We start from the raw sequence: 24,117 nt of genomic DNA, 5'->3' as shown, positions 1-24,117 counted from the left end.
TGGGCGTAGCCGTCGCTGGTATAGGTGGCGCCGGAGATGACGTCGATGTGGGCGCTTTGTGCGGACATCGCCTCCTGGTTTAGGAGGGGGAGCGCGTAGCTGTTGATCTGCTGATCGCGAAAGCTTTCCGTGGGGTACTGCAGGACGTTGATGCTGGTGATCTTCTTGCCGCTGAAGGTCACCTGGAGCTGGACCGGGCCGTAGCGGGTGTCCGCTGCGTCGCCGGTGACGACCTTGGTTCCGGTCGAGGTCGACGGCGTGCTTGGGGAGCTCTTCGGGGCGCTTGACGAGGATTGGCCGTTTCCTGCCGCCGGTGCGGTCGTCGCCGGGGCCGCCGCGCTTGTGCTGGGGCTTGAGTTCGAGCCGGAGCCGATGCTGAAGCTTGACGTTCCGAGGGCGGAGCCGCTGCTGTGCGGTTTGAGGCCGAGGAGCAGGACGATGCCTGAGACCGTGGCTGTGCCGGCGACGATGGCGCGACGCATGACTGACGTGCTCCTTACCGCTTACTCAGAATGTGAACGACTCGTGGTGGATGTGTGAGCGCTTGACCCCGCACTCACGCAGCGCCTGGACCGCCGCGGTGGCCATGGATTCCGGGCCGCAGATGAACACGTCGTGGCGGTTCAGGTGCGGGACCAGCTTGGACAGCGTGCGCGCGGTGAGCGGGTCACCGACCTCGGACCTCGGCCCGACGAGGAAGCGCAGGCGCGCGCCGCGCGCTGCCGCTATCGACTCGAGTTCGTGCCGGAAGATCACGTCCTCCGGCCAGCTGGCGCGGTAGAGCAGGGTCAGGTCGCCGCGCTTGGCCGGGAGCGTCTCGAACAGCGCGCGGATCGGGGTGATCCCGACGCCGCCGGCGAGGAGCAGGACCTTGCGGGCTCGTACCCGTCCCGCGGTGAACGCACCGTACGGGCCCTCGGCGCGGACCTTGGTTCCCGGCTGCAACCGGGCGACGGCCGCGCTGTGCTCGCCCAGGTCCTTGATCGTGAAGCGCAGGAATCGTGGGTGCGGTGCGGCCGAGAGCGAGTACGGATTCGCCGTCCAGCGCAGTCCCTTGGCCTGGAACTGGAGCCGGAAGAACTGGCCCGCTTCGGCCCGAAGCTCGTCGAGGTGCTCCCCGGTGAGGATGACCGAGACTACTCCCGGTCCTTCCGGTCTGACCTCGGCCACGCGGAGCTGGTGCCGGCGGTCGTTGCGCCAGGGCACGAAGAGGCGGAACCAACCGAGGAGCACGAAGGCGATGACGTAGTACGCGCTCCACAGCACCCGTGCCGGACCGGTGTCCAAGTCGGCGCCGTTGACGATCTGGTGGCTAAAGCCCAGCGCGATGGCGAGGTACGTCGTCAGGTGCAGGTAGTACCACGCTTCGTAGCTAAGGCGGCGGCGGGCTGCCCGAGCGGAGACGAATGCCGTACCGAACATCAGTAGCGCCGCCAACGTACCCTTGATCATCTCTGGGTAGTCGAAGACGACGTACACGGCCTCGTTCACGACCGACTTACGCGCCGTGTAGGCGTAGCCCCAGATGATCGTCAGGATGTGCGCGGCAACGAGGCAGACCATGTATCGACCGGCCAGCGCGTGCCAGCGGGCCAGCCGGTCGGAGCCGACCTTGTGCTCGAGCACCGGTATTCGGGCCATCAGCAGGAGCAGCAGCGGCGTGAGGTAGCCCGCGAGGAGCCCGGTGATCCGGCCCGCCCCAGTCAGCCAGCCGGCGGCGCCGACGACGTTGAACGTGTCCTTCCACCACAGCGCGAGCACGGCCAGTGCGCCGATGCCGACGAGCGTCAGCACGGCGACCGGGATCGTGTCTGCCGGGAGTCGCAGGCCAGGCGAGCCGGCTACGCGGCCGCGGTCGGCGGCGCGCCGCGGGGCGCGGGCACGATCGGCGACGGCTGGCATGCGGGGACCTTCCTTCTCGGCGCTGGGGACGGGCGCGTCGTGGGTCGACCGCCCACGGCCCATCGTCACATCGCCACTTCTCAGTTCCCTCTGAGTCTGGGGCGCGAGTTCGTTGCGGTGACGGCGAAACCAGCAGGTCAAGAACTACGCTCGAGGCACAGCAAGCGCCACGCGCAGTGCGGACTTTTCAGTGTTTTCTCACCTTCGGCCCGGACAATGGGCCGGTGACAGGCACTGATGCACCGGGCGCGGCCGCCGCGGAGAGCGCCGCCGGCAGCGGCTGGCGCGTCCTCGTCGTCGACGACGAGCCGGACCTGGTCGAGGTGATCTGCGGGGCGATCGCCTATGAGGGCTGGCAGGCCAAGGGCGCGGAAAACGGCCTGGACGCCGTGCGCGTCGCGGAGAGTTGGCAGCCGCACGCGGTCGTGCTCGACATGATGCTGCCCGACCTCGACGGCACCGAAGTGCTGCGCCGGATCCACCAGGATCGACCGGAGACGCGGGTGCTGTTCTTGACCGCGCGGGACGCGGTGGAGGACCGGATCGCCGGGATCGCGGCCGGCGGGGACGACTACGTGACGAAGCCGTTCAGCCTGGAAGAAGTCGTCATCAGGCTGCGCGGCATGCTGCGGCGCGCCTTCCCCTCCACTCCGCCGGCGGAAGCGCGGCCGGACTGCCTGGTGGTCGGCGACTTGGTGATGGACGAGCGGGCGATGGAGGTGACCCGCGGCGGGACACCGGTCGACCTAAGCCCCACCGAGTTCGCGTTGCTTCGCTACCTGATGCGCCACCCTCGCCAGGTGTTGAGTAAGGCGCAGATCCTTGAGGAGGTGTGGAGCTATGACTTTGGCGGCCAAGCGCACGTCGTCGAGCTCTACATCAGCTACCTACGCAAGAAGCTCGATGCGGGCCGTACACCGATGATCCACACGGTACGCGGCGCGGGCTATGTGCTGAAAGCAGCGACGTGAGCACAGAGAACGAGGCGACGGGAGAGCGTACGGCGCCGGCTCGTCATCTATCTGGCGCGGGTGGAAGGTTGTTGCGCCTGCTCAGGCGAGGTGTGCCTCGTACGCTGCGCGGTCGGCTGACCCTTGGGCTGGTCGCGATCCTCGCCCTCCTGTGCGCTGGTATCGGACTCGCCACGACGACCGTTCTCAACCATTACCTCGTCAGCGACGTCGATCAGCAGCTCGCCGAAGCCGGAGGGCGTTACGCAGCAAGCCTTGAGCACGCCGGGTCCGGCGGCAGCGATGCGAACAGAGGCGATACACGGGCACAGACGCCGGGAACGCTCGGAGTGCGCCTCGTAGGGAGCACGATCACTGAGGCTGCGGTCGTCGACGGTGACAGCGACGACACCACGGGCAGCATCGAAGACAGAGTCAAGCTGTCCGCGCAGGACGAGAAGGCGTTGGTTGCGTTACCGACTGACGGATCCGCGCACACGCTGGACCTGTCGTCCGTCGGCGAATACCGGATCCGGGCACAGGTCGGGCTGGACGGCGACGTCCTGATCACCGGCCTGCCACTCGCTCGGGTCGAGCAGACCGTGCAGCAACTGGCCGGCGCCGAGATGGCGATGTTCGCCGCGGCGCTCGCGCTGGCGGCGATCGTCGCCGCGGTGTGGGTGCGACTGACGCTGCGACCGCTGGACCGCGTCGCCAGGACCGCCGAGCGGGTCAGTGGCCTGTCGCTGGCCAGCGGGGAGGTGGAGCTGTCCGTGCGCGTCCCCGACGAAGATCCGGCCACCGAGGTCGGGCGCGTCGGCGCCTCGCTCAACCGGATGCTCGGACACATCGGGGACGCGCTGGCCAAGAGGCACGCGGTCGAGGCCAGGCTGCGGGAGTTCGCCGCCGACGCCAGCCACGAGCTGCGCACGCCGGTGGCGGCGATCCGCGGCCATGCCGAACTCGCGCAGCGGCACCCTGGCGACATTCCCGAACCGGTGCGCCGATCGCTCGACCGCATCGAAGCCGAGGCGCAGCGCATGGGGGTGCTGGTCGACGACCTGCTGCTGCTCGCCCGCCTCGACGCCGGGCGGCCACTGGCCCGCGAGCAGGTCGATCTGACCCGGCTGGCGCTGGACGCGGTCGAGGATGCACGAGCCGCGGCGCCCGGTCATCGCTGGCGCTTGGAGTTGTCCGCCGAGCCGACGGCGGTGGTCGGTGACTCGCACCGTCTGGCGCAGGCGATCGCGAACCTTCTCGCGAACGCACGTACGCACACGCCCGAGGGCACCGAAGTGACGCTGCGGCTGGATGGCGGTGAGGCTACGGAGTCTTCGGAAAATGAACCGGACGGGATCGAGGCTCCGGTCGTGGACAAGGCTGCGGCCGAAGGGGCTACGGCATCTGCAGCATCTACGACGCCTACGGTGTCCTCAGAGCCCGAAGAGGTACGTCTCAGCATCACCGATACCGGTCCCGGGCTCAGCCCGGAGGTTGCGGCCCGCGCCTTCGACCGATTCGTACGCGGAGACCGCGCGCGCTCCCGCGCCTCCGGAAGCACCGGCCTCGGCTTGGCGATCACCCGCGCGATCGCCGAGGCGCATGGCGGCCGGGTCGAGTTGGAGACCCGTCCCGGCCACACCGTCTTCACGATCGTCCTGCCCGCCGTCCCGCCCGTGAGCGAGCGGCCCGAGAACGGACACCCGCAACAGAGTTGATCGTCTCGCTACCGTGGTGGCGTGAACGATCTCGACACGAGGCTGTTGCGTTCGTTCCTGGTAGTGGCACAAGAGGGGACGATCACGCGGGCGGCGGCGCGGCTGCATATCGCGCAACAGGCATTGTCCGCTCAGGTACAGCAGTTGGAGCGGGCGTTCGGGGCGACGCTGCTGGTACGCACCTCGCGCGGAGTGCGGCTGACGCGCGCCGGCGACGAACTGCGCGCCGGAGCCGAACCGCTGCTGGCCGACCTCGACGCGCTCGGGACGCGGGTTCGGGCGAGCGCCCAAGGGCGTGCGGGAAGGCTGAGGCTGGTCTGCAAGCCACACGCGACCGCTGAATTCGCGCTCGATGTCGTGCGTGCGATGGAGGCGTCCGCCCCGGACATCGAACTGGACCTGATAAGCGTCTCGACGCTGCCTGAGGAACTGGCCGCGCTGGCCGACGGGACGGCTGACGCGTCGTTCCTATGGGTACCGACGGGCGACGCACGGCTGCGCTACGCGAAGGTACGCCGCGACCGTCGCCTCGTCGCGCTGCCGTCGGACCATCCGCTTGCCGCGCGGCCCACTATCTCGCTCGCCGAACTAGCCGACGAGCCGGTGATCGTGCCGCAGGTGGTCGTATCCGAAGAAGTGGTACGCCACTGGCTGGCCGAGCCGCGTCCCGACGGCAAGCCGGCGGTGCGCGGGCCGGCCGCGCACCGCATCGAGGATCGCTTGATGCTGGTGGCGCGCGGCCGCGGGGTCTGGCTGGCGCCCGAGCCCCTGGCCCGCTATTTCCCGCTACCCGGGGTCAGCTGGGTGCCCGTATCCGACGCGGCACCGTCTTACCTCGCGGTCGTGTGGATGCCAGGCGCCGCCGAACACCTGATCTCCCAACTTGTCGCGCACGTACGCGCGTTAACCGGTTGGGACGAGGAGGATGGCGGAGCCTGACGACGACGGCATGCGCAGGATCACGGCGCGGGGATCTAGACCGGGACCGGGATCCGGACCGGAAGCGGAACGGATCAGAACATCGCGCCGTTGGCGCGCACCGTCTGCCCGCTGACCCACCCCGCGTCCGCGCTGACGAGGAATCCAACGACCGGTGCGACGTCCTGCGAGGTACCGAGACGACCTCGCGGGCTGTGATGCGTGGCGGCGGCGATCGCGTCGGGCGTCTCGGCCGCCTGATAGAAGGAGTCGTCGATCGGACCGGGCGCGACCGCGTTGACCGTGATCCCGCGGGCGCCGAGTTCCTTCGACGCGGCCAGCACCATCCGCTCGACGGCCGCCTTCGAACCGGAGTACACCCCGTACGGTCCGGTCATCACCGCGGTCAGCGTCGTGGAGAGCACCACATAGCGGCCCTGATCAGCCAGGTGTTGAGCGGCGGCGCGCAGTGAGTAGAAGGCGCTGCGCGTATTGAGGTTGATCAGATGCTCGAAGTCGTCGTCGGTGAAGTCCGCGATCGGCTTCTTGATGACCGCACCGGGTACGTGCACCACGAGGTCGATCTTCCCGTGCCGCTCGACGACACCGGCGAACAGCGCGTCGACGTCAGCGGACACCGTCGCGTCAGACCGCACCGCCTCGGCCTCGACCCCGTGCTTCTCAAGCGCGGCCAGCGTCTGCTCGGCCGCGCCATCGGAGCTCCGGTAGCTGATGATCGTGGTCGCGCCGCGTGCCGCGATGTGCTCGGCGATCGCTGAACCCATGTTCCGTGCGCCGCCGATCACCAAGGCGACTTTTCCCGTGAGATCGCGCGTTATGGAGGCGTCCGCATCCGGACTCATAGTTGAAGCTCCCCGTCAGTGAACGAATGGCCGCACATCAGCGGCTCGCGGCAATCATGACCCTGTTATGTACGGCTCCGGAAACAACGGATTCCGGTGGCGGCCACAGGTGCGGTTTGTGGCTTGCCGTCCGTCGGCTCGCTCGGACGGCCTGAGGTGTGGTGGTCCGCTCATGCGATGATCTGACTCATGGCGAAAGCGGTGCTCTTCGACTTCTCCGGGACCCTGTTTCACTGCGAGTCGGCCGAATCGTGGCTGCGCGCGGCGCTGGATCGGGCCGGGATCACCGCCTCGGATGCCGAGGTGGAGGTGTGGGCGGAGCGGTTGCACGCGAGCGGCGGCCAAGCGGGCGCGTACTCCGAGTTCGCGGTGCCTGCACACCTGACCGACTTATGGGCGCGACGCGACCTGACCGCCGAGGACCACCGGGCCGCTTACACCGCGCTGGTGGAGACGGCCGAGCTGCCGTGGCCCGGCCTCGCGGACATCTTGTATGACCGCCACTACGCACCCGAGGCCTGGGACGCGTACCCGGACACCGTCGCGGTGCTCGAGCTGCTGCACTCACGCGGCATGCCGGTCGCCGTGGTCTCCAACATCGGCTGGGATCTTCGCACCGTGTTCAAGCATTTCGGTGTGGACCACCTGATCGCCGACTACGTGCTCTCCTACGAGGTCGGGGTCAAGAAGCCGGACGTGGGCATCTTCGAACTCGCCTGCGAGGCGGTCGGATGCGCGCCGGCCGACGTTCTGATGGTCGGTGACAACGCTGCTGCCGACGGTGGCGCGACGGCGATCGGGTGCTCCTTTGAGCTGGTGGAGCATGCTCCAGTCGCCGCACGGCCGCGTGCGCTGCTGGACGCGGTACGGGCCTAGCGCACTGCCGGTTCAGGCTCGCGACGACCGCGGCCTGACAGGTCGTCTGACGGAACCTGACGGTTAATCACACGTTTTAGGCGTTTAAGTACGCATCTGGGTGATTTAACGCGTGTCGGACGAAATGACCATGTGGCATCCGGGCACGATCGACTACGCAGGGTCGTCGGCCGTGGGAGGTGCCAGTGGCTTGTCGTCGAGTTCGCCGATCGCGGCGAGTGCTGTGCGCGCTCGCCTGTGCGGCGTTGCTTGGGTTGACGGTCAGCGGCGCGTACGCCGATCCGGTCTACCCGAGTCAGAACCAGGTCGATCAGGCAAAACAGGCTGTTCAACGCGCACAGTCCGCAGTCGCGCCGATTCAGGCGCAGTTCGACGCGGCACAGCGTCAGCTGACCCTGCTCGTGCGGCAGTCCCAGATCGCCGCCGAGCAGTACGACGCTGCGACGGTGCGACTGCAGCGTGCCCAACTCGCCGCGCAGATCGCCTCGGACCACGTCCAGATCGCGCAGCGACACTACGCTGACGTGCGGTCAGACCTGGGCCGACTCGCGGCGGCCGCGTACCGGGACGGGGGAGGGCTCGGATCGGTCAGCCTCGTCCTGAGCGCGGACGGACCGGAGCAGTTCGTGACGGGCGCTCACATGCTCGCGCACAAGAGCGCCGATCTGAAGGCGACCCTTCAAGCGGCCGACCAGGCCCGCCAGGACGCCCAGGACGCGAAGGCCACCGCGGACGCGGCGGTGCGCAGCCAGGCCGCGGCTCAAGTCCAGGTCGCGAAGGCGGCCGAGGTCGCCAGAGCCGCCGTCGCGGCGGAACAGAGCCAAGTCGCCTCAGTCAGCGCCCGCCGTGACGCGTTGCTTTCGCAGCTCGCCGCAGCCCAGCGCGTCTCGGTGCAGCTGGAGCAGCAGCGCCAGCAGGGCTTGGCGGAGGAAGCCGCCCGCCGCGCCGCCCAGGCCGCCGCGAATCACTACTCCGTACCCGCCTACGACGGGTCACTCGCCAGCCGCGCGCTCGCGTACGCATACGCACAGCTCGGCAAGCCATATGTATGGGGCGCCGTCGGACCGTACTCGTTCGACTGCTCCGGCCTGGCGATGCGCGCGTGGGAGGCGGCCGGCGTCTACCTGCCGCACTTCGCCGCCTTCCAGTACCAGGCCAGCCATCCGATCGGCTACGGCGACCTGCGCCCCGGCGACCTGCTGTTCTGGGCCACGGACGGCAGCGACTCGGACACCATCTACCACGAGGCCATCTACATCGGGAACCAGCAGATGATCCAGGCCCCGCGCTCGGGAGAGAACGTGGAGATCTCGCCGATGTGGATGTGGGGGTCGATCCAGTTCTTCGCCAGGCCGGACTGATTCTTCGCCAGGCCGGACCGACCGATCAGCCGGATCCGCCTCAGTGCTGCCGGCTGTCCGGGCTCTCCGCGAAGCGCAGCCGTGAGCGGCGGATCTCCTCCTCCGCCTCGGTGCGCCCGACCCAGGTCGCGCCCTCGACCGACTTGCCGGGCTCCAGGTCCTTGTACACCTCGAAGAAGTGCTGGATCTCCAGCCGGTCGAACTCGGGCACGTGGTGGATGTCGCGGATGTGCTCGACCCGCGGGTCGTTGGCGGGGACGCACAGGACCTTGTCGTCGCCGCCCTTCTCGTCGGTCATCCGGAACATGCCGATCGCGCGGCACAGGATCAGACAGCCGGGGAAGGTCGGCTCCTCAAGCAGGACCAGGGCGTCCAGCGGGTCGCCGTCCTCGCCGAGCGTGTCCTCGATGTAGCCGTAGTCCGCGGGGTAACGCGTCGAGGTGAACAGCATCCGGTCCAGCCTTATGCGGCCGGTCTTGTGGTCTACCTCGTACTTGTTCCGCTGGCCCTTCGGGATCTCGATCAGGACGTCGAACTCCATCATTCCTCCATGTGGGGGTGCCCGTCGGGCCGTGATCACTCATTCGGCGGCACATGGCTCTGCCGGAGGAGTGACCGGGTGTGCCCGCGGTTGAGGCGGACGGCTGTCGGTGGGGTATGCCTCGCGATGACCAGGCTTACCGCACTAGTGTCCCGCACCGCGAAGGGTGCGCGAGACAGACCGCACTGGCGAGTGATCAACGCAACACTCCGGTTACGTGTGCCGGACCCATCCCCACGTTGCTCTGACGCGGGCGACCAGGCGACCGGCTAGAGGGCGGCCGCGGCGGTGTTCAATCCGAGCGCAATAAGTTCAATCAGGGGCAATCGGCACGAGGGCTTAGATTGGCCATCGCGCAACGCTTTTAGAAGCATCGCACCGGGATACGTTGAAGGTGTGGCGAGTGACGAACTGATCGACTGGTCGGTGGCCGAGGCGACGGCGCGACGCCTGGTACGTCCAGGGCCCGCGGTCAGTCCGCGTCAGGCCGAGGCGGCGGTGGCCGAGTTGCGGCGTAGCGCGCAGGCCGCCCAAGGGCACGTGAAGAACTTCACCAAGCTCGACGCGCCGGACGACGGCTCGCCGGTGCTGGTCGTGGGGCGCGACGGCTGGGTCAACGCGAACCTCGAAGCCGTGCAGGAACTCTCGGCCCCACTGGCCGAGAAGGTCCGGCAATGGCGCGAAGGCGTGATCCCGAGCGGGCTGCGATCCGCCGCGGGCGTCGCCGGGGCGAAGCTGACGGGTGTCGAACTGGGGTCCCTGCTGGCCTACCTCTCCCATCGGGTGCTCGGCCAGTACGACCCCTTCGGCGCCCCCGACACTGCCGGCCGGCTGCTGCTCGTCGCGCCGAACATCGTGCAAATAGAACGGGAACTCGGCGTCGACCCGACCGACTTCCGGCTCTGGGTCTGCCTGCACGAGGAGACCCACCGGGTCCAGTTCGGCGCCGTCCCCTGGCTGCGCGACCACATCCTCGGCGAGATCGGCACGCTGATCGCCGAGCTAGAGGTCGAACCGGCGGTGTTCATCGAGCGCATGAAGGCCGTCATACGCACGGTGATGGGTACAGGCACTGATGCGTCTACACGACACGCCGATGTACCGGCCGATCGAGTGGGTGACGCCGTCGAGCCCGTCACCCCTATCAACGAGCTCTCGTTGTTGGATATGGTGCGGACCCCTGCACAGCGGGCCGTCATCGACCGGCTCACCGCGGTCATGACGCTGCTGGAGGGGCACGCCACCTACGTGATGGACGGGGTCGGCCCGCTGGTCGTGCCGTCGGTCGCGGAGATCAGCCGGGAGTTCGGCCGCCGCAGGTCGAAGAACCGGCTGCGGCCGGAGGCGCTGCTGCGCAAGCTGCTCGGACTCGACGCGAAGATGAGGCAGTACCGCGACGGCGAGCGCTTCGTGCGCAACGTGGTGGACGAAGCCGGGATCGACGGCTTCAACCGCGTGTGGACCTCGCCGAACACGCTCCCGACCCAGGCGGAGATCAGCGACCCGGCCGCGTGGATCCGGCGGGTTCCGCTGCGCCGCGGTTGAGGCCGCGCCCGGGCGGGCCGCCACGGCGACTTGGTTGAGGAGTGGTCAGCTATGGGACCGGTGCCCGCGGTAGCGGCGATACGCCTGGCGGTACGCCACACGCTGAATGACCATCAGCCCGGCGACCTGGTCTTGGTCGCCTGCTCCGGCGGAGCGGACTCGCTCGCGCTGGCCTGCGCGGCGGCGTTCGTCGCGCCGAGGCTCGGGCTGCGTTGCGGAGCGGTGACTGTTGACCACGGGCTGCAGGAGGGGTCCGGGCGGCGGGCGGATGAGGTCGTGAGGCTGCTGCGCCAGCGCGGACTCGACCCCGTCGAATCCGTCGCCGTGGTGGTCGGTCGTGAAGGGGGACCGGAGGCGGCGGCTCGTACCGCACGCTACGAGGCGTTAGATCACTTCGCCGAGCGGCTTAAAGCCCGCTCAGTGCTCCTCGGCCACACCCGAGATGACCAGGCCGAGACCGTCCTGCTGGGATTGGCTCGAGGCTCGGGCGCTAGATCACTCGCGGGCATGCCGGCCCGTTTCGGACCGGGGGACCGGTACCGTCGTCCGCTACTGGATACGGCTCGTTCGGTAACCGAAGACGCATGCCTCGCGGAAGGCGTCGTACCGTGGCGCGATCCGCATAACGCAGACTTCTCGTACACGCGATCGCGTATCCGCCATCGACTTCTCCCCGCCATCCACGACGCGCTCGGCCCCGGCATGCCTGAAGCACTGGCACGCACCGCGCGGATGCTGCGCGAAGACACCGAGGCGCTGGACCACTGGGCTGCGCGGGCGCTGGAAGAGTGCCGTCACGCACAAGGCGGACTCGATACGGCACGGCTCGGAGCGCTCCCCACAGCGGTGCGCCGTCGCGTTATACGACTTGCCGCGCTCGGCTCCGGCGCCCCGGCCGGAACCCTGGCGGCCGTGCACATCGAGGCGGTAGACGCCTTGATCACGAACTGGCGGGGCCAAGGTCCACTGCACCTGCCCGGGCCGGTGGTCGTTCACCGGGCGGATGGCAGACTGGCCTTCGGCGAGCGGACCCTGGACGGCTCGGAGCAGGCGGCGGCGCGTGAGGGGAAGCAGCAGTGCGCGGCGACGCCGGCCTGATCCCGGACGGGTCCGACGGCGTGCCGGGGCGTGACCCGGGCGCCGCGCCGCCGAACCGGCCGCGCAGATTAAACGAGGAGACTGTCCCGGTGGACGAAAAGGACATGGGCCCTGACCTGGAGCGGGTGCTGCTTAGCCAGGCGGAGCTCGCGGAGGGGATCGCCCGGCTCGCCACCGAGATCGACGCGGACTACGGCGGCCGTGAACTGCTGCTCGTCGGGGTGCTCAAGGGGGCCGTGATGGTGATGGCCGACCTGTCCCGCGCGCTGCGCACGCCCGCGACGATGGACTGGATGGCGATCTCGTCCTACGGCGCCGGCACCAAGTCCTCCGGCGTGGTCCGGATCCTCAAGGACCTCGACACCGACATCGAGGGCCGGCACGTGCTTGTGGTCGAGGACATCATCGACTCCGGCCTGACCCTCTCCTGGATGCTGTCGACCCTGCGCCTGCGCAACCCCGCGTCGCTGGAGGTCTGCGCGCTGCTGCGCAAGCCGGACGCGGCCAAGGTGCAGATCGACGTGAAGTACGTCGGCTTCGACATCCCCAACGAGTTCGTGGTGGGCTACGGCCTCGACTTCGCCGAGCGCTTCCGCAATCTGCCGTTCATCGGCACGCTCGCGCCGCACGTTTACTCGTGATCGCGGGTGGGTTGAGCGAGTGTGCCGATGAACCATGGGCGCTGGATCGGCACGCTCGCCCCGCACGTCTACTCGTGAACCGCGTCCGCCGCTCTCTCGTGACCTGCAATTGCGCACGTCTCGTGGTTGTTCGTCCACTCCTGGCGCAACTCGGGAACGCACGCACCGCGTAGGATCGTTGGCACAGTGTTGGACGCCTCAGTGTTGGACGCCCGCGAGTACGGCCTGCTCCTTTCGGGGCGGTTGGCTCAGGGGGAGGAGAGGCAACCGATCGCTGCCGGGTAGTAGTACTGCTCAGTAGCGTGAGAGCAGCAGTAGCAAGCACCAGTTCAGCAGTACCCACCAGGGACGAGCCGGCGAGAAGGGACGGGGCTGGAAGCCCCGGACGATGGACGTGAAGCGTATTTTCCGTGGCCCAGCGATCTGGGTCGTGCTGGCCGTGCTCGCAGTGCTGGCCGTGATGAACATCGTGTCCTCCGGGGGCGGCGCCACCTCGGTCGACACGTCGAAGATCATTTATGAGATCACCCACAATCAGGTCAAGTCGGCCCAGGTGACCACCGGGTCGAGCCAGAGCGTGCAGGTGACCCTGAATGACGGCACCAAGCAGATCGCCACGTACCTGAATGATCAGCAGGGTGCGGACATCACAAAGGCGCTCGACGATCAGGTCGCCGCAGGGCACCTTTCGGACGGCTATAACGTCGTGCAGTCCAAGCAACCGTGGATCATCTCCGTGCTCGTCACGCTGCTGCCGTTCGTGCTGCTCGTGATCGTCTTCCTGTTCCTGATGAACCAGATGCAGGGCGGCGGCTCGCGGGTGATGAACTTCGGCAAGTCCAGAGCGAAGATGATCACCAAGGACACGCCGAAGACCACCTTCGCGGACGTCGCGGGCGTGGACGAGGCGATCGAGGAGCTGCAGGAGATCAAGGAGTTCCTCGAGTCCCCGGCCAAATTCCAGGCGATCGGCGCAAAGATCCCCAAGGGCGTGCTGCTCTACGGTCAGCCCGGTACGGGAAAGACCCTGCTCGCGCGGGCCGTGGCCGGCGAGGCCGGAGTGCCGTTCTTCTCGATCTCCGGTTCCGACTTCGTCGAGATGTTCGTCGGTGTCGGTGCCTCCCGCGTGCGTGACCTGTTCGAGCAGGCCAAGGCGAACGCCCCGGCGATCGTGTTCGTGGACGAGATCGACGCGGTCGGCCGGCACCGTGGCGCGGGCCTCGGCGGCGGACACGACGAGCGCGAGCAGACCCTGAACCAGCTGCTGGTCGAGATGGACGGCTTCGACGTCAAGGGCGGGGTCATCCTGATCGCGGCCACCAACCGCCCCGACATCCTGGACCCGGCGCTACTGCGGCCCGGCCGCTTCGACCGGCAGATCGCCGTGGACGCGCCGGACCTGAACGGCCGTCAGCAGATCCTCCAGGTGCACGCCAAGGGCAAGCCGCTCACGCCCGACGTCGACCTGATGGCCGTCGCCCGGCGCACCCCCGGCTTCACCGGCGCCGACCTGGCGAACGTGCTCAACGAGGCGGCGCTGCTGACCGCCCGGTCGGACAAGAAGCTGATCGACAACTCGGCGCTGGACGAGGCGATCGACCGCGTCGTGGCCGGTCCGCAGAAGCGCACCCGGCTGATGAGTGACCACGAAAAGAAGATCACCGCCTATCACGAGGGCGGGCACGCGCTGGTCGCGCACGCGCTGCCGAACACCGACCCGGTGCACAAGGTCACCATCCTGCCGCGCGGCCGCGCCCTCGGTTACACGATGGTGCTGCCGGACGAGGACAAGTACTCGACCACCCGCAACGAGCTGCTTGACCAGCTGGCCTACGCGCTCGGCGGCCGGGCGGCCGAGGAGCTGGTGTTCCACGACCCGACCACCGGCGCCGGCAACGACATCGAGAAGGCCACCAAGCTGGCCCGCGCGATGGTCACCCAGTACGGCATGACCGAGCGCCTCGGCACGATCAAGCTGGGCCAGGACAGCGGCGAGGTCTTCCTCGGCCGCGACATGGGTCACCAGCGTGACTACTCCGAGGAGGTCGCGGCGATCGTCGACGAGGAGGTCAAGAAGCTCATCGAGACCGCCCACGACGAGGCCTGGGAGGTCCTGGTGGAGAACCGGGACATCCTCGACCGGCTGGTGCTCGAGCTGCTGGAGAAGGAGACCCTGGACAAGGCGCAGATCGCGGACATCTTCCGGGATGTGCGGATGCGCCCGGCGCGCCCGGCCTGGACCGGCTCGACTCGCCGGGTGCCCTCCGACCGGCCGCCGGTCAAGACGCCGAAGGAGTTGGAGCTCGCCAACGGCAGCTACAACGTCAACGGCGGCTCCGGCAGCGACCTGCCCGGGCAGAGCGGGCTGGCGGGCAGTTAACCTCCTGGTATGAGCCAGACCGATCCGTCGATACCGCAGTCGTCAACAGCGCAGTCTGAGTCAGCAGTGGAGTCCACCGCCGTGCGTTCGGCGGTGGACCCGCTGTCTTTACCCGGTGAACCGGGCGTCGCGACCCCGGACGCCGGTCGGGCGGTGGCGCCGTTCGACGAGAAGCGCGCCGAGGCCGCGATCCGCGAGCTGCTGATCGCGGTCGGGGAGGACCCGGACCGCGACGGGCTGCGGGACACGCCCGGGCGGGTGGCGCGCGCGTACCGGGAGATGTTCGCCGGGCTGCGCCAGGCCCCGGAGGATGTTCTCGCCACCACCTTCGACCTCGGTCACGACGAGATGGTCCTGGTCAGAGATATCGAGCTGTACAGCTGCTGCGAGCATCACCTCGTTCCATTCCACGGAGTGGCCCATGTCGGCTACATTCCTTCGGTGGACGGGCGTATCACCGGTCTGTCGAAGCTGGCCAGACTGGTGGACGTGTACGCCAAGCGCCCGCAGGTCCAGGAGCGGCTGACCACGCAGGTCGCCGACGCCCTGGTGCGGATCTTGCAGCCCCGCGGGGTCATCGTGGTAGTGGAGTGCGAGCACCTGTGCATGTCGATGCGAGGGATACGGAAGCCCGGCGCGAAGACGGTCACGTCAGCAGTGCGGGGGATGCTGCGTTCCTCCGCGACCCGTGCGGAGGCGATGAGTCTCATCCTGGGTCGCTGAGGAACGAGGCGGGCCCAGGATCATCAGCACAGTCTGGGCCGCTGAGGAACTCTGCGTCGTCTAATGGCGTGCGCTCGGGATCATCGACGCGGTCTGGTTCGCTGAAGAACAAATCTGACGCCGTCTCAGAAGAGCCGCAGCCTGGAAGTGAGGGCCCGGCGGTGGACGCCGATAACCGACCCGCCGTGCCCGCCAAGGCCACGCCGCCGACTCCCGCTCCCGCCCCCGAAAAGCCGGCCGAGCCGCCGACGCCTCCGATCCCGGCTCGCAACCCCAAGCCCTGGGTTCCACGCGTCGCGGGCCTGCTTTGCTACCTGCTCGGCCTGTTCGACATCCTCTCCGCGATCTTCCCGCGGGTGCGGCACCTCCAGCCCGTGCACAAGTTCGGCCACCTGGTCCCCGGTCTGCAGGTCAACCCGTACGCCGTCGCCGCCAGCCTGATCGTCGGCGTGCTGCTGGTCTCCCTCGCGCACGCGCTGCGGCGGCGCAAGCACCGCGCCTGGATGGGCGTCGTCGCGCTGCTGACCACGTCGATCGCCGTGCACCTGTTCCGGCGCGAGCCCTTCGGCGGGATCGTGCTGTACTTCCTCGTCCTGGTCCTGCTGATCGTGTACCGCAACGAGTTCTACGCGCTCAGCGACCCGAAGTCCCGGTGGCGGGCCATCTGGACGTTCTGGGCCATGCTGATCGGCGACATCGCGATCGGGCTGGTGCTGGTCTCGGCGCGCGCGGATCGCATCATCGGCGACGCGAACCTGCTGGATCGCATCAACCACGTCGTACTCGGCCTGGCCGGCATCAGCGGTCCCATGCACTTCCGCGGCGACAACTACGGCGACTACATCTACTTCTCCCTCTTCGGCCTGGGCTTGCTGACCGTCCTGGTCACCCTGTACCTCTTCCTGCGGCCCGCCGAGCCCGCCGCCCGGCTGACCCAGGATCAGGAAGTCGAGATCCGGGCCCTGCTCCAGCGGCACGGACAGCGCGACTCGCTCGGCTACTTCGCGCTGCGCCGCGACAAGTCCGTGCTGTTCTCCCCCACCGGCAAGTCGTGCATCGCCTACCGCGTCGTCTCCGGCGTCATGCTCGCCAGCGGCGATCCGATCGGCGACCCGGAGGCCTGGCCCGGCGCCATTCGGGCCTTCGTCGAGCGCGCCGAGCGCTACGCCTGGATCCCCGCCGTCATGGGCTGCTCGGAGCAGGCCGGCGAGATCTGGCACCGCGAGGCCGGGATGGACGCGCTGGAACTCGGCGACGAGGCCGTGGTCGAGGTCGCCGACTTCTCGCTCGAAGGCCGGCCGATGCGCAACGTCCGGCAGATGGTCAACCGGATCGAGCGGCAGGGGTACGTCTGCGAGGTGCGGCGGCTGCGCGACATCCCGAGCGAGGAGATCGTCCTCATCCGGCGGCTGGCCTGCGACGGGCGGTCCACCGAGACCGAGCGCGGCTTCTCCATGGCGCTCGGCCGCTTCGGCGACCCGTCCGACGGCGACTGCGTCGTGGTGACCGCCACCAAGGACGGCGAGATCCGCGCCGTGCTCAACTTCGTACCGTGGGGCAAGGACGGACTCTCCCTCGACCTGATGCGGCGCGACCGCTCCGCCGACCCCGGCCTCAACGAGCTGATGATCGTGGCGGCGCTGCGTGAGGCGAAGACGCTCGGCGTCAAGCGGATGTCGCTGAACTTCGCCGTGTTCCGCTCCGCGCTCGAACGCGGCGAGCGGATCGGCGCCGGACCGGTGCTGCGGCGCTGGCGTGGGCTGCTGGTTTTCCTTTCCCGCTGGTTCCAAATCGAGTCGCTCTACCGCTTCAACGCCAAGTTCCGGCCGGTCTGGGAGCCGCGCTTCGTCGCATTCCGGCAGACCCGGGACCTTCCGCGGATCGCGCTCGCCGCCCTTGAGGCCGAAGCCTTCCTCGTGCTGCCCTCGCTGCTGCGGCGCGGGCCGAAGGAGGAGGCGGACGCGGCGTCGCTGCGTACCTATTGACCCGCTGGCGGCACACCAACTGACCGTTCGGCGACGTACCTGCTCATCCGCCGCCTGCAGACTGCCGACCAACTGACCTAAGCCTCCGGCTCGACCGTCCGGACGCTCAGGCGGTAAGCCGGCGTGCCCGCAGTCGCTAGGCTGAGGTCATGGCGGTGCTGGCGACGCGACCCAACCGGCGGGTGACGGGACTTCCCGAACTCGACCGGTGCGCCGTGATGGGCGTGGTCAACGTGACCCCCGACTCCTTCTCCGACGGCGGCCGCTACTTCGAGCCGCAGGCCGCGATCGAGCACGGGATGGAACTGCTCGCGGCGGGCGTGGACTACGTCGACGTCGGCGGGGAGTCCACCCGGCCGGGCGCGCTGCGCGTTCCGGTGGACGAGGAGCTGCGCCGAATCGTCCCGGTGATCAAGGCGCTGGCCCGCGAAGGCGCGGTCGTCTCGGTGGACACGATGCGCGCGCAGGTGGCCCGGCAGGCCGTGGAAGCGGGCGCGCGCATCGTCAACGACGTGAGCGGCGGGCAGGCCGACCCGGAGATGATCCCTTTCGTGGCTTCGGCCCGGGTCCCATACATCCTCATGCACTGGCGTGGGCACAGTGTCGATATGAACAGCCGAGCCGTATACGGGGACGTCGTCGCCGAGGTACGCCATGAACTGGCCGAGAGCGTCGAGCGCGCGGTTGACGGCGGCATCACGCCGGATCGCATCGTGCTTGATCCCGGTCTCGGCTTCGCGAAGAGCGCGGTACACGACTGGGCGTTGGTCGGCCACCTCGACGCGCTGCACTCGCTGGGCCGTCCGCTGCTGATCGGCCCTTCACGCAAACGCTTCCTAGGCCGCCTGCTGGCCGGGCCGGACGGCGAACCGCGTCCCGCGCCGGATCGGGACGTCGCCACTATCGCGCTCGCCGCGCTCGTAGCCGCGCACGGCGCGTGGGCTGTGCGTGTGCATGCGGCGGCGGAGGCGATCGACGCGGTACGCGTAGCGGCCGCGGTAGGTGATCCACACTACGCAAATAGAGCGGGGGGCCATTAATGGCGACGCAGCCGCCGGTGGACGAGGAGCCGTTCACCGCCGAGCAAGCCGCGGTCGCCGCGGCCAACGAGACCTTCTATCAGGCGGTCGAGGACGGCGATCTCGATACCGTGCGCGCGCTGTGGATCGACGGCGAGCACTCGGGCACCGCGCACTGCGTACACCCCGGGCAGCCTGCGGTACATGGTCGTTCGCAAGTGCTGATGTCCTGGGCAGTCGTCATGTCACGACTGTCATACCTTCAGTTCTTCATCACGGATGTTCGCGTCGTGGTCTCCGGCGACCTGGCCGTGGTGACGTGCGCGGAGAACGTGCTCACCGATCTGCCGCGCGGCGAGGGCGAGGACCCGACCGGATTCGCCGGCGGTAGAGCGGAAGCGACTAACGTCTTCCGACGCTCCACGGACGGCCGGTGGCTGCTGTTCGCCCACCATTCCTCCCCGGTCTTCCCCTCCGGGGACGCTGAGCCGCCCGACGAGCGCGAATAGCGCAGAAAGCACCCGGCGAGGGTTAGACGCCGCCGCGCTTTGGGCAGGCAGCATGCCGTAGGCGGCAATTGCATCAGCAGCGGTCGAGGACGCGTGTCGTGGCTGCGGCACGGTCTCGGCGACGCCTCAGACGGGGTTGCGGACCCGGTCACCGGCGGCGGGCACGACCGAGGTAGACGGAGCGGCGGATGGGTGCGGGTGACGGCGTGGACCGGTCGGCGGATCTGGACCGGATCGTGCTGCACGGACTGCGGGGGCGCGGCCGGCACGGCGTCTTCCCGCGGGAACGGGCCGAGGGCCAGACCTTCATCGTGGACGCCGCGCTCGGCCTGGACACCCGGGCGGCCGCCGCGGGAGACGACCTGGCCGCGACCGCCGACTACGGCGCGATCGCCGAGAAGATCGTGGCGCTGATCGAGGGCGAGCCGGTCAATCTGATCGAGACGCTGGCAGAACGGATCGCGAGCGCCTGCCTGGCCGATCCGGTGGTGCGCGAGGCGCAGATCACCGTGCACAAGCCGGACGCTCCTATCTCAGTACCGTTCGATGACGTCACCGTCACCATCCGGCGGCGGAGCGAGGCGTGGCAGGAGGCGCGATGAACCGTGAGCGCAAGCGGGGCTACGACCACCGGGCGGTGCTGGCGCTCGGCGGGAATCTGGGGCACCGGCTAGAGACCCTCCAGGCCGCCTTGGACGCGCTGGTGGACACGCCGGCATTGGAGGTGGTCGCGGTCTCCCCGGTCTACGAGACCGAGCCGTTCGGCGGCCCACCGGACTCGGCCGATGCGATGGACCTGAGCGACCAGCCGAATTTCTACAACGCGGTCGTGCTGGTCGCCACCGATCTGACTCCGCTCACCCTTTTGGACCGGGCCCTCGCGATCGAACAGGCGTTGCACCGGCGGCGCGAGGAACGCTGGTCGGCGCGCACCATCGACGTCGACATCATCGCGTACGACTCGCTGGTCACCCACAACAACCGGTTGACCGTCCCGCACCCACGGGCGCACGAGCGCGCCTTCGTGCTGGTGCCCTGGCACGACGTGGAACCGGACGCGAAGCTGCCCGGCTGGGGGCCGGTCTCGGCGCTGCTCGAGGCGCTCAAGCCGATCAACGGCGTCAAACGACGCGACGATCTGAGCCTGCAACTCTGACGTCGGGCGAGTTTCCCGCGCGCCGGGTGAATGCCGTCCGCCTGACCGCCTGCCGCCGCATTCCAATCAAGTTCTGACGATGTATCGAACCGAGACCTGTTCGCCGGGCAAGAGCCGAAACTGACAGACTGGGGCCGTGAAGCCGACTAAACCCCTGGTGCTCGTGGCAACCACTGTTGTCGTGGCCGTGATCGCCTATGTGGTGCTGCGCTTCTGGGATCATCTGGGCGACAGCAGCGTTCCCGCGGTACCGCTGTCCGCGCCGATCACGCTTGCGGTGCTCGCGGTCGCGGTATTCGGCGTCGCGCTCGGGCTGCGTTCCCGGTTCGCCGCGTATCGCAAGGCGCGGGCACGGATCGAGCGCGGTCTGCCGCGTGAGCCGAACGAGCGGCCGGTCAAGCCGATCGATCCGTTGCAGGCGGCCCGCGCGCTGGTGCTGGCGAAGGCCTCCGGCCTGGTCGGCTCGGTGTTCGCCGGGATCTACGGCGGGTACGGGCTGTTCCTGCTCGGCCGGCTGGACGTCGGCATCTACCGCTCCGAGGCGCTGCGCTGCGCCTTCGCGTTCGTCGCCGGTGCGGCCCTCATGGCGGCGGCAATCTATCTCGAGCACATCTTGAAGGTGCCGCCAGAGGAGCCCGGCGGTGACGGGAAAGTTCCATCGGGAGCTTAAGAACGCGTCAGCACGCGTTGCTGCCTTATCAGGGCGCCGCTGCGGTACATCCTCGGGAAGTACCAGTGTCAGAGCGCTCTACGCGCGTGACGATGCATTAGGCAACTTTGACTTTCCAATCTGCAAACGGGTATTCCGTAGAATGCGAGCCAACAACTAGAGTTCACGTATGCGTCATCGGCAGACTACGGGGGCGGGTCCGTCGGGAACCCGGCCGAGCATTGCCATTCTCATGTTGACCGCGGCGGGCGGGGGCCTGGCCGTCGGTCTGGGCCAGCCTGCGGGGGCTTGGGCCGGGTACGGGACCACTTCGATCGCTGCGATCCTCGGCTTCGGCTCGCTCTGGCAACAGCGCGGCATGCTGGAGCGCTGGGCGAAGGAGATGGCCCGGCGGCGGCGCGCCGACCTCGACGCGCTGGCCGTCGCGGAGCAGCGGCACCGGACCGAGCTCGAGCGGGTCAGAACCGAGCTCGAACACGAACAGCAGTACTCGATCCTGATTCAGGACCAGCTCACCCGGGCCCGCGAACAGCTGGAGCGGGAACGCGCCGCGCGCAGGACGGCAGAGCGGGAACTGGACGCGCTCACCGGCTCGGACAGCTGGCCGACAGGCACGTCGTCGCTCGTACTGACCGTTGAGGAACCGTCGAGCGGCCGCGTTACCGCAACGTCGCAGGACGTTGCCGGAGACGAGGACGGATCGGCCGGGAATCCTCGCACCACGACCCGACCGGCTACCGCAGCGCCGGCTGGCAAGAATTCCGGCACGCAGAGCGGCAACGCAGCGGCTCGGCGACGCGGCTGGCAGGTCGTGGACGGTAACGGCGCGGACGGCGGCGAAGCTTCGGCCCCGGAGACCGACCGGCTGTACCGGCCGTTCATCGACCAGCTGGCTTCCGCGCAGGTGCCCGTCTCGGAAGCGGCGCTGGCGATGGCTCCGGTCATCGGGGCGGCGGATCTGGACGGCGTGCTCGATCTGACCGCTTACGACGAGACCGTCGAGTTCTCGGTGCGGGAGATCAAGGACATGGCGTAGCGGGCGAACGCGCGGCTGCGAACGCGCAGTCGTGAGCGGCTGCGCACGCCCGACCACCGGTTCCGGCACGGCTAGCTGTGGTGGTTCGCGGCTACTTGTCGATGTCTCCGACCACGAAGAACATCGAGCCGAGGATCGCGACCATGTCCGCGACCAGGTGGCCCGGCAGCAACTCGCCGAGCACCTGGATGTTGTTGAACGAGGCCGAGCGCAGCTTGAGCCGCCAGGGCGTCTTCTCCCCGCGCGAGACCAGGTAGTACCCGTTGATGCCGAGCGGGTTCTCGGTCCAGGCATAGGTCTCGCCCTCCGGCACCTTGAGCACCTTGGGCAGCCGCAGGTTGATCGGGCCCTGCGGAAGCGCGGCGAGCCGGTCCGCGCACGCCTCGGCGAGGTCCAGGGAGACGTGGGTCTGCTCCAGCAGGCAGTCGAAGCGGCTGAAGCAGTCTCCGGCCTCGCGGGTGACGACGCGCAGCACGTCGCCGAGTTCGCCGTAGGCGAGGTACGGATCGTCGCGGCGCAGGTCGAAGTCGACCCCGCTGGCCCGCGCGATCGGCCCGGAAAGACCGTAGGCCGCCACCTGCTCGGCGGTCACCACGCCGACGCCTTCCGTGCGAGCGCGGAAGATTTCGTTGCCGTGAATCAGGTTCTCGATGTCGGCCAGCCGCGCACGCACCGCCTGAATCGTGCGGCGGGCCCGATCGAGCCAGCCGGCCGGCAGGTCCTCCTTCAGGCCGCCGACGCGGTTGAACATGAAGTGCATCCGGCCGCCGGAGATTTCCTCCATGACCTTCTGCAGGTCTTCGCGCTCGCGAAAAGCGTAGAAGATCGGGGTGATCGCGCCGAGCTCGAGCGGATACGAGCCGAGGAACATCAGGTGGTTGAGCACCCGGTTCAGCTCGGCGAGCATGGTGCGCGCCCATGAGGCGCGGACCGGCAGTTCCATGCCGAGCATCCGCTCCGCGGCGAGCACGACGCCGAGCTCGTTGCAGAAGGCGGAGAGCCAGTCATGCCGATTCGCCAGTACGACGATCTGCCGGTAATCGCGGACCTCGAACAGCTTTTCCGCGCCGCGGTGCATATAGCCGACAATCGGCTCGGCGGAAACGATGCGCTCGCCGTCCAGCACCAGACGAAGGCGCAACACGCCGTGCGTGGACGGGTGCTGCGGGCCGATGTTGAGGATCATGTCCTCGGTGGCCAGTCCGGCGCCGATGCCCGCGGTGCGCTCCACAAGCTGTCCCATGAGCGGTAAGTCTCTCACTCCTTCGTGACACTCCGGAGAGGGCGTCTTGAGGGCCGTTAGAGACGGGCCAGCGCTGGGGGCATGGACATGGCGACGCCTTGCGCGAGCCAGCCGAATCCGCCGAGGCCTAGCGGGTCGGTCAACTCCGCGGCGGCCGAGGCTTGAGACAGCGCGCGCAGGTAGCCACGCGGGTCGGTCGAGGCGAGCGCCAGGTCAGGTCGCCCGCCGGTCATCCCCAGGCTGTGGAAAACCTCGCGCTGTGTGGCGAGCACGGTCCAGTCGGCATGCGTGGCGGCGGCGCAGGAATCGAGCGCGACATGGGCGGTGATATCGCACGAACCGTCCGGAATCGGGGCGGTTTGACGACCGTGAGCGTAACCGGTCAACGTGCCGAAGGGCGAGCGTGACGTGCGGTTGTGTGCGTAATCGACGGCGATGGCGACGCCTCGGTCAAGCGCGGCGACGGCTCGGCGCCAGGCCGTGTCGCGGCTCAGGCCGATCTCGGCGCGAAGAGGCTGGTCTGACGGTTCATTAGAGGAATTTGGGGTCGGCCACCATGTGGACAACCATGCCTGCTGGTCGGGATTGGGCTCCGGGCCGAGGCGTTCCGCGCCGTCGGCTGCGACCTCGACGAGCCGCCAGCCGTGCGGTGTGGACTCGGCGACGTCGCACGGGACGTTGTCGAGCCACTCGTTGGCGATGAGCAGGCCGGTGACCCCGGCGGGCAGATCGTTACGCCATTCGATATCGGAAGTCAGATTATCGGGTTTGGGGGTGACCTCGACGGCGACGAGGCGCAGGCGGCGGGGTAGGGAGTCGTCGGGCTGCGGTGGGTTGGCCGGGCCGGGGACTGTGGCAGGTTGGGCCGGTTGGTTGGCCGGGCCGGGGACTGTGGCGGGTTGGGCCGGTTGGTTGGCCGGGCCGGGTGGAGTGGCGGGCTGGGTTGGCTGGCTGGCCGGGCCGGGGACTGTGGCGGGCTGGGC

Annotated in this window: 23 protein-coding genes; 17 read left to right on the top strand and 6 right to left on the bottom strand. The window is 68.7% G+C overall.

Annotated elements, in window-relative coordinates; genetic code table 11:
- Both VFA06_RS12570 and VFA06_RS12565 read right to left on the bottom strand, forming a co-directional pair.
- Positions 1–482, bottom strand: a 482-nt coding sequence (locus VFA06_RS12570; protein ID WP_324840694.1) for an FMN-binding protein, incomplete at its 3' end; no start/stop codon positions are given.
- Positions 483–507: 25 nt separating this feature from the next.
- Entirely contained in the window at positions 508–1,902 is a 1,395-nt protein-coding gene (locus tag VFA06_RS12565; RefSeq protein ID WP_324840693.1) for a ferredoxin reductase family protein, read from the bottom strand.
- Between the two features lie 224 nt (positions 1,903–2,126).
- On the opposite strand from VFA06_RS12565, the gene VFA06_RS12560 reads away from it, so the two are divergent.
- The 3 genes from VFA06_RS12560 to VFA06_RS12550 all read left to right on the top strand — a co-directional run bounded on the left by VFA06_RS12560 (position 2,127) and on the right by VFA06_RS12550 (position 5,509).
- Positions 2,127–2,873 carry a response regulator transcription factor gene (locus VFA06_RS12560; RefSeq protein ID WP_324840692.1) on the top strand — a complete coding sequence of 249 codons (747 nt, stop codon included), beginning with the start codon at positions 2,127–2,129 and terminating at the stop codon, positions 2,871–2,873.
- A gap of 92 nt (positions 2,874–2,965) precedes the next feature.
- The gene (locus tag VFA06_RS12555) at positions 2,966–4,570 is read left to right on the top strand and encodes a HAMP domain-containing sensor histidine kinase (protein ID WP_324840691.1); all 1,605 of its coding nucleotides are present in this window, start codon (positions 2,966–2,968) and stop codon (positions 4,568–4,570) included.
- A gap of 21 nt (positions 4,571–4,591) precedes the next feature.
- Complete coding sequence (locus VFA06_RS12550) at positions 4,592–5,509, top strand: LysR family transcriptional regulator (protein WP_324840690.1); 918 nt, start codon at positions 4,592–4,594, stop codon at positions 5,507–5,509.
- A 74-nt stretch (positions 5,510–5,583) separates the two neighbouring features.
- On the opposite strand, the gene VFA06_RS12545 is transcribed toward VFA06_RS12550, so the two are convergent.
- A complete protein-coding gene (locus VFA06_RS12545; RefSeq protein WP_324840689.1) occupies positions 5,584–6,351 on the bottom strand; it encodes an SDR family oxidoreductase in 768 nt (255 codons plus the stop codon).
- A 189-nt stretch (positions 6,352–6,540) separates the two neighbouring features.
- On the opposite strand from VFA06_RS12545, the gene VFA06_RS12540 reads away from it, so the two are divergent.
- A complete protein-coding gene (locus VFA06_RS12540) occupies positions 6,541–7,227 on the top strand; it encodes an HAD-IA family hydrolase (RefSeq protein WP_324840688.1) in 687 nt (228 codons plus the stop codon).
- A 254-nt stretch (positions 7,228–7,481) separates the two neighbouring features.
- The gene (locus VFA06_RS12535) at positions 7,482–8,588 is read left to right on the top strand and encodes a C40 family peptidase (protein ID WP_324840687.1); all 1,107 of its coding nucleotides are present in this window, start codon (positions 7,482–7,484) and stop codon (positions 8,586–8,588) included.
- A 40-nt stretch (positions 8,589–8,628) separates the two neighbouring features.
- On the opposite strand, the gene VFA06_RS12530 is transcribed toward VFA06_RS12535, so the two are convergent.
- Positions 8,629–9,129 (bottom strand): inorganic diphosphatase, encoded by a 501-nt coding sequence (locus VFA06_RS12530; RefSeq protein WP_349260162.1) that lies wholly within the window; start codon positions 9,127–9,129, stop codon positions 8,629–8,631.
- Positions 9,130–9,525: 396 nt separating this feature from the next.
- On the opposite strand from VFA06_RS12530, the gene VFA06_RS12525 reads away from it, so the two are divergent.
- From VFA06_RS12525 to VFA06_RS12470, 12 genes are all read left to right on the top strand, one after another.
- The gene (locus tag VFA06_RS12525) at positions 9,526–10,674 is read left to right on the top strand and encodes a zinc-dependent metalloprotease (RefSeq protein ID WP_324840685.1); all 1,149 of its coding nucleotides are present in this window, start codon (positions 9,526–9,528) and stop codon (positions 10,672–10,674) included.
- Between the two features lie 51 nt (positions 10,675–10,725).
- Positions 10,726–11,772, top strand: a complete 1,047-nt coding sequence (gene tilS / locus VFA06_RS12520; RefSeq protein WP_324840684.1) for a tRNA lysidine(34) synthetase TilS — start codon at positions 10,726–10,728, stop codon at positions 11,770–11,772.
- A gap of 89 nt (positions 11,773–11,861) precedes the next feature.
- Positions 11,862–12,413, top strand: coding sequence for a hypoxanthine phosphoribosyltransferase (gene hpt / locus VFA06_RS12515; protein ID WP_324840683.1), 552 nt, complete (start codon positions 11,862–11,864; stop codon positions 12,411–12,413).
- A gap of 388 nt (positions 12,414–12,801) precedes the next feature.
- Positions 12,802–14,793 carry an ATP-dependent zinc metalloprotease FtsH gene (gene ftsH, locus VFA06_RS12510; RefSeq protein WP_324840682.1) on the top strand — a complete coding sequence of 664 codons (1,992 nt, stop codon included), beginning with the start codon at positions 12,802–12,804 and terminating at the stop codon, positions 14,791–14,793.
- Positions 14,794–14,802: 9 nt separating this feature from the next.
- Complete coding sequence (folE, locus tag VFA06_RS12505; protein WP_324840681.1) at positions 14,803–15,516, top strand: GTP cyclohydrolase I FolE; 714 nt, start codon at positions 14,803–14,805, stop codon at positions 15,514–15,516.
- Positions 15,517–15,773: 257 nt separating this feature from the next.
- On the top strand, positions 15,774–17,501 hold the full coding sequence (locus tag VFA06_RS12500) for a phosphatidylglycerol lysyltransferase domain-containing protein (protein ID WP_349260164.1): 1,728 nt from the start codon (positions 15,774–15,776) through the stop codon (positions 17,499–17,501).
- A 149-nt stretch (positions 17,502–17,650) separates the two neighbouring features.
- The gene (gene folP, locus VFA06_RS12495; RefSeq protein WP_324840679.1) at positions 17,651–18,541 is read left to right on the top strand and encodes a dihydropteroate synthase; all 891 of its coding nucleotides are present in this window, start codon (positions 17,651–17,653) and stop codon (positions 18,539–18,541) included.
- Positions 18,541–19,029, top strand: a complete 489-nt coding sequence (locus VFA06_RS12490) for a nuclear transport factor 2 family protein (protein WP_324840678.1) — start codon at positions 18,541–18,543, stop codon at positions 19,027–19,029. The genes folP and VFA06_RS12490 overlap by 1 nt, the downstream gene beginning before the upstream one ends.
- A gap of 224 nt (positions 19,030–19,253) precedes the next feature.
- Positions 19,254–19,631 (top strand): dihydroneopterin aldolase, encoded by a 378-nt coding sequence (folB, locus tag VFA06_RS12485; RefSeq protein ID WP_349260163.1) that lies wholly within the window; start codon positions 19,254–19,256, stop codon positions 19,629–19,631.
- A complete protein-coding gene (gene folK, locus VFA06_RS12480) occupies positions 19,628–20,185 on the top strand; it encodes a 2-amino-4-hydroxy-6-hydroxymethyldihydropteridine diphosphokinase (protein WP_324840676.1) in 558 nt (185 codons plus the stop codon). Before folB ends, folK begins: the two co-directional genes overlap by 4 nt.
- A 136-nt stretch (positions 20,186–20,321) precedes the next feature.
- A complete protein-coding gene (locus VFA06_RS12475) occupies positions 20,322–20,855 on the top strand; it encodes a DUF3180 domain-containing protein (RefSeq protein ID WP_324840675.1) in 534 nt (177 codons plus the stop codon).
- A gap of 232 nt (positions 20,856–21,087) precedes the next feature.
- Positions 21,088–21,891 (top strand): hypothetical protein, encoded by an 804-nt coding sequence (locus tag VFA06_RS12470; protein WP_324840674.1) that lies wholly within the window; start codon positions 21,088–21,090, stop codon positions 21,889–21,891.
- Between the two features lie 91 nt (positions 21,892–21,982).
- Here the strand turns inward: VFA06_RS12470 and VFA06_RS12465 are convergent, their stop codons facing one another.
- Both VFA06_RS12465 and VFA06_RS12460 read right to left on the bottom strand, forming a co-directional pair.
- Positions 21,983–23,134: an NADH-quinone oxidoreductase subunit D gene (locus tag VFA06_RS12465; protein ID WP_324840673.1), complete on the bottom strand. Its 1,152-nt coding sequence runs from the start codon at positions 23,132–23,134 to the stop codon at positions 21,983–21,985.
- Positions 23,135–23,190: 56 nt separating this feature from the next.
- On the bottom strand, positions 23,191–24,117 hold a 927-nt coding region (locus VFA06_RS12460), incomplete at its 5' end, for an SAM-dependent methyltransferase (RefSeq protein WP_324840672.1).

The organism is Actinocrinis sp. (assembly GCF_035653575.1).
Classification (GTDB): Bacteria; Actinomycetota; Actinomycetes; order Streptomycetales; family Catenulisporaceae; genus Actinocrinis.
The sequence above is the reverse complement of the archived record's forward strand: the minus strand, read 5'-3'. Positions and strand labels throughout refer to the sequence as shown.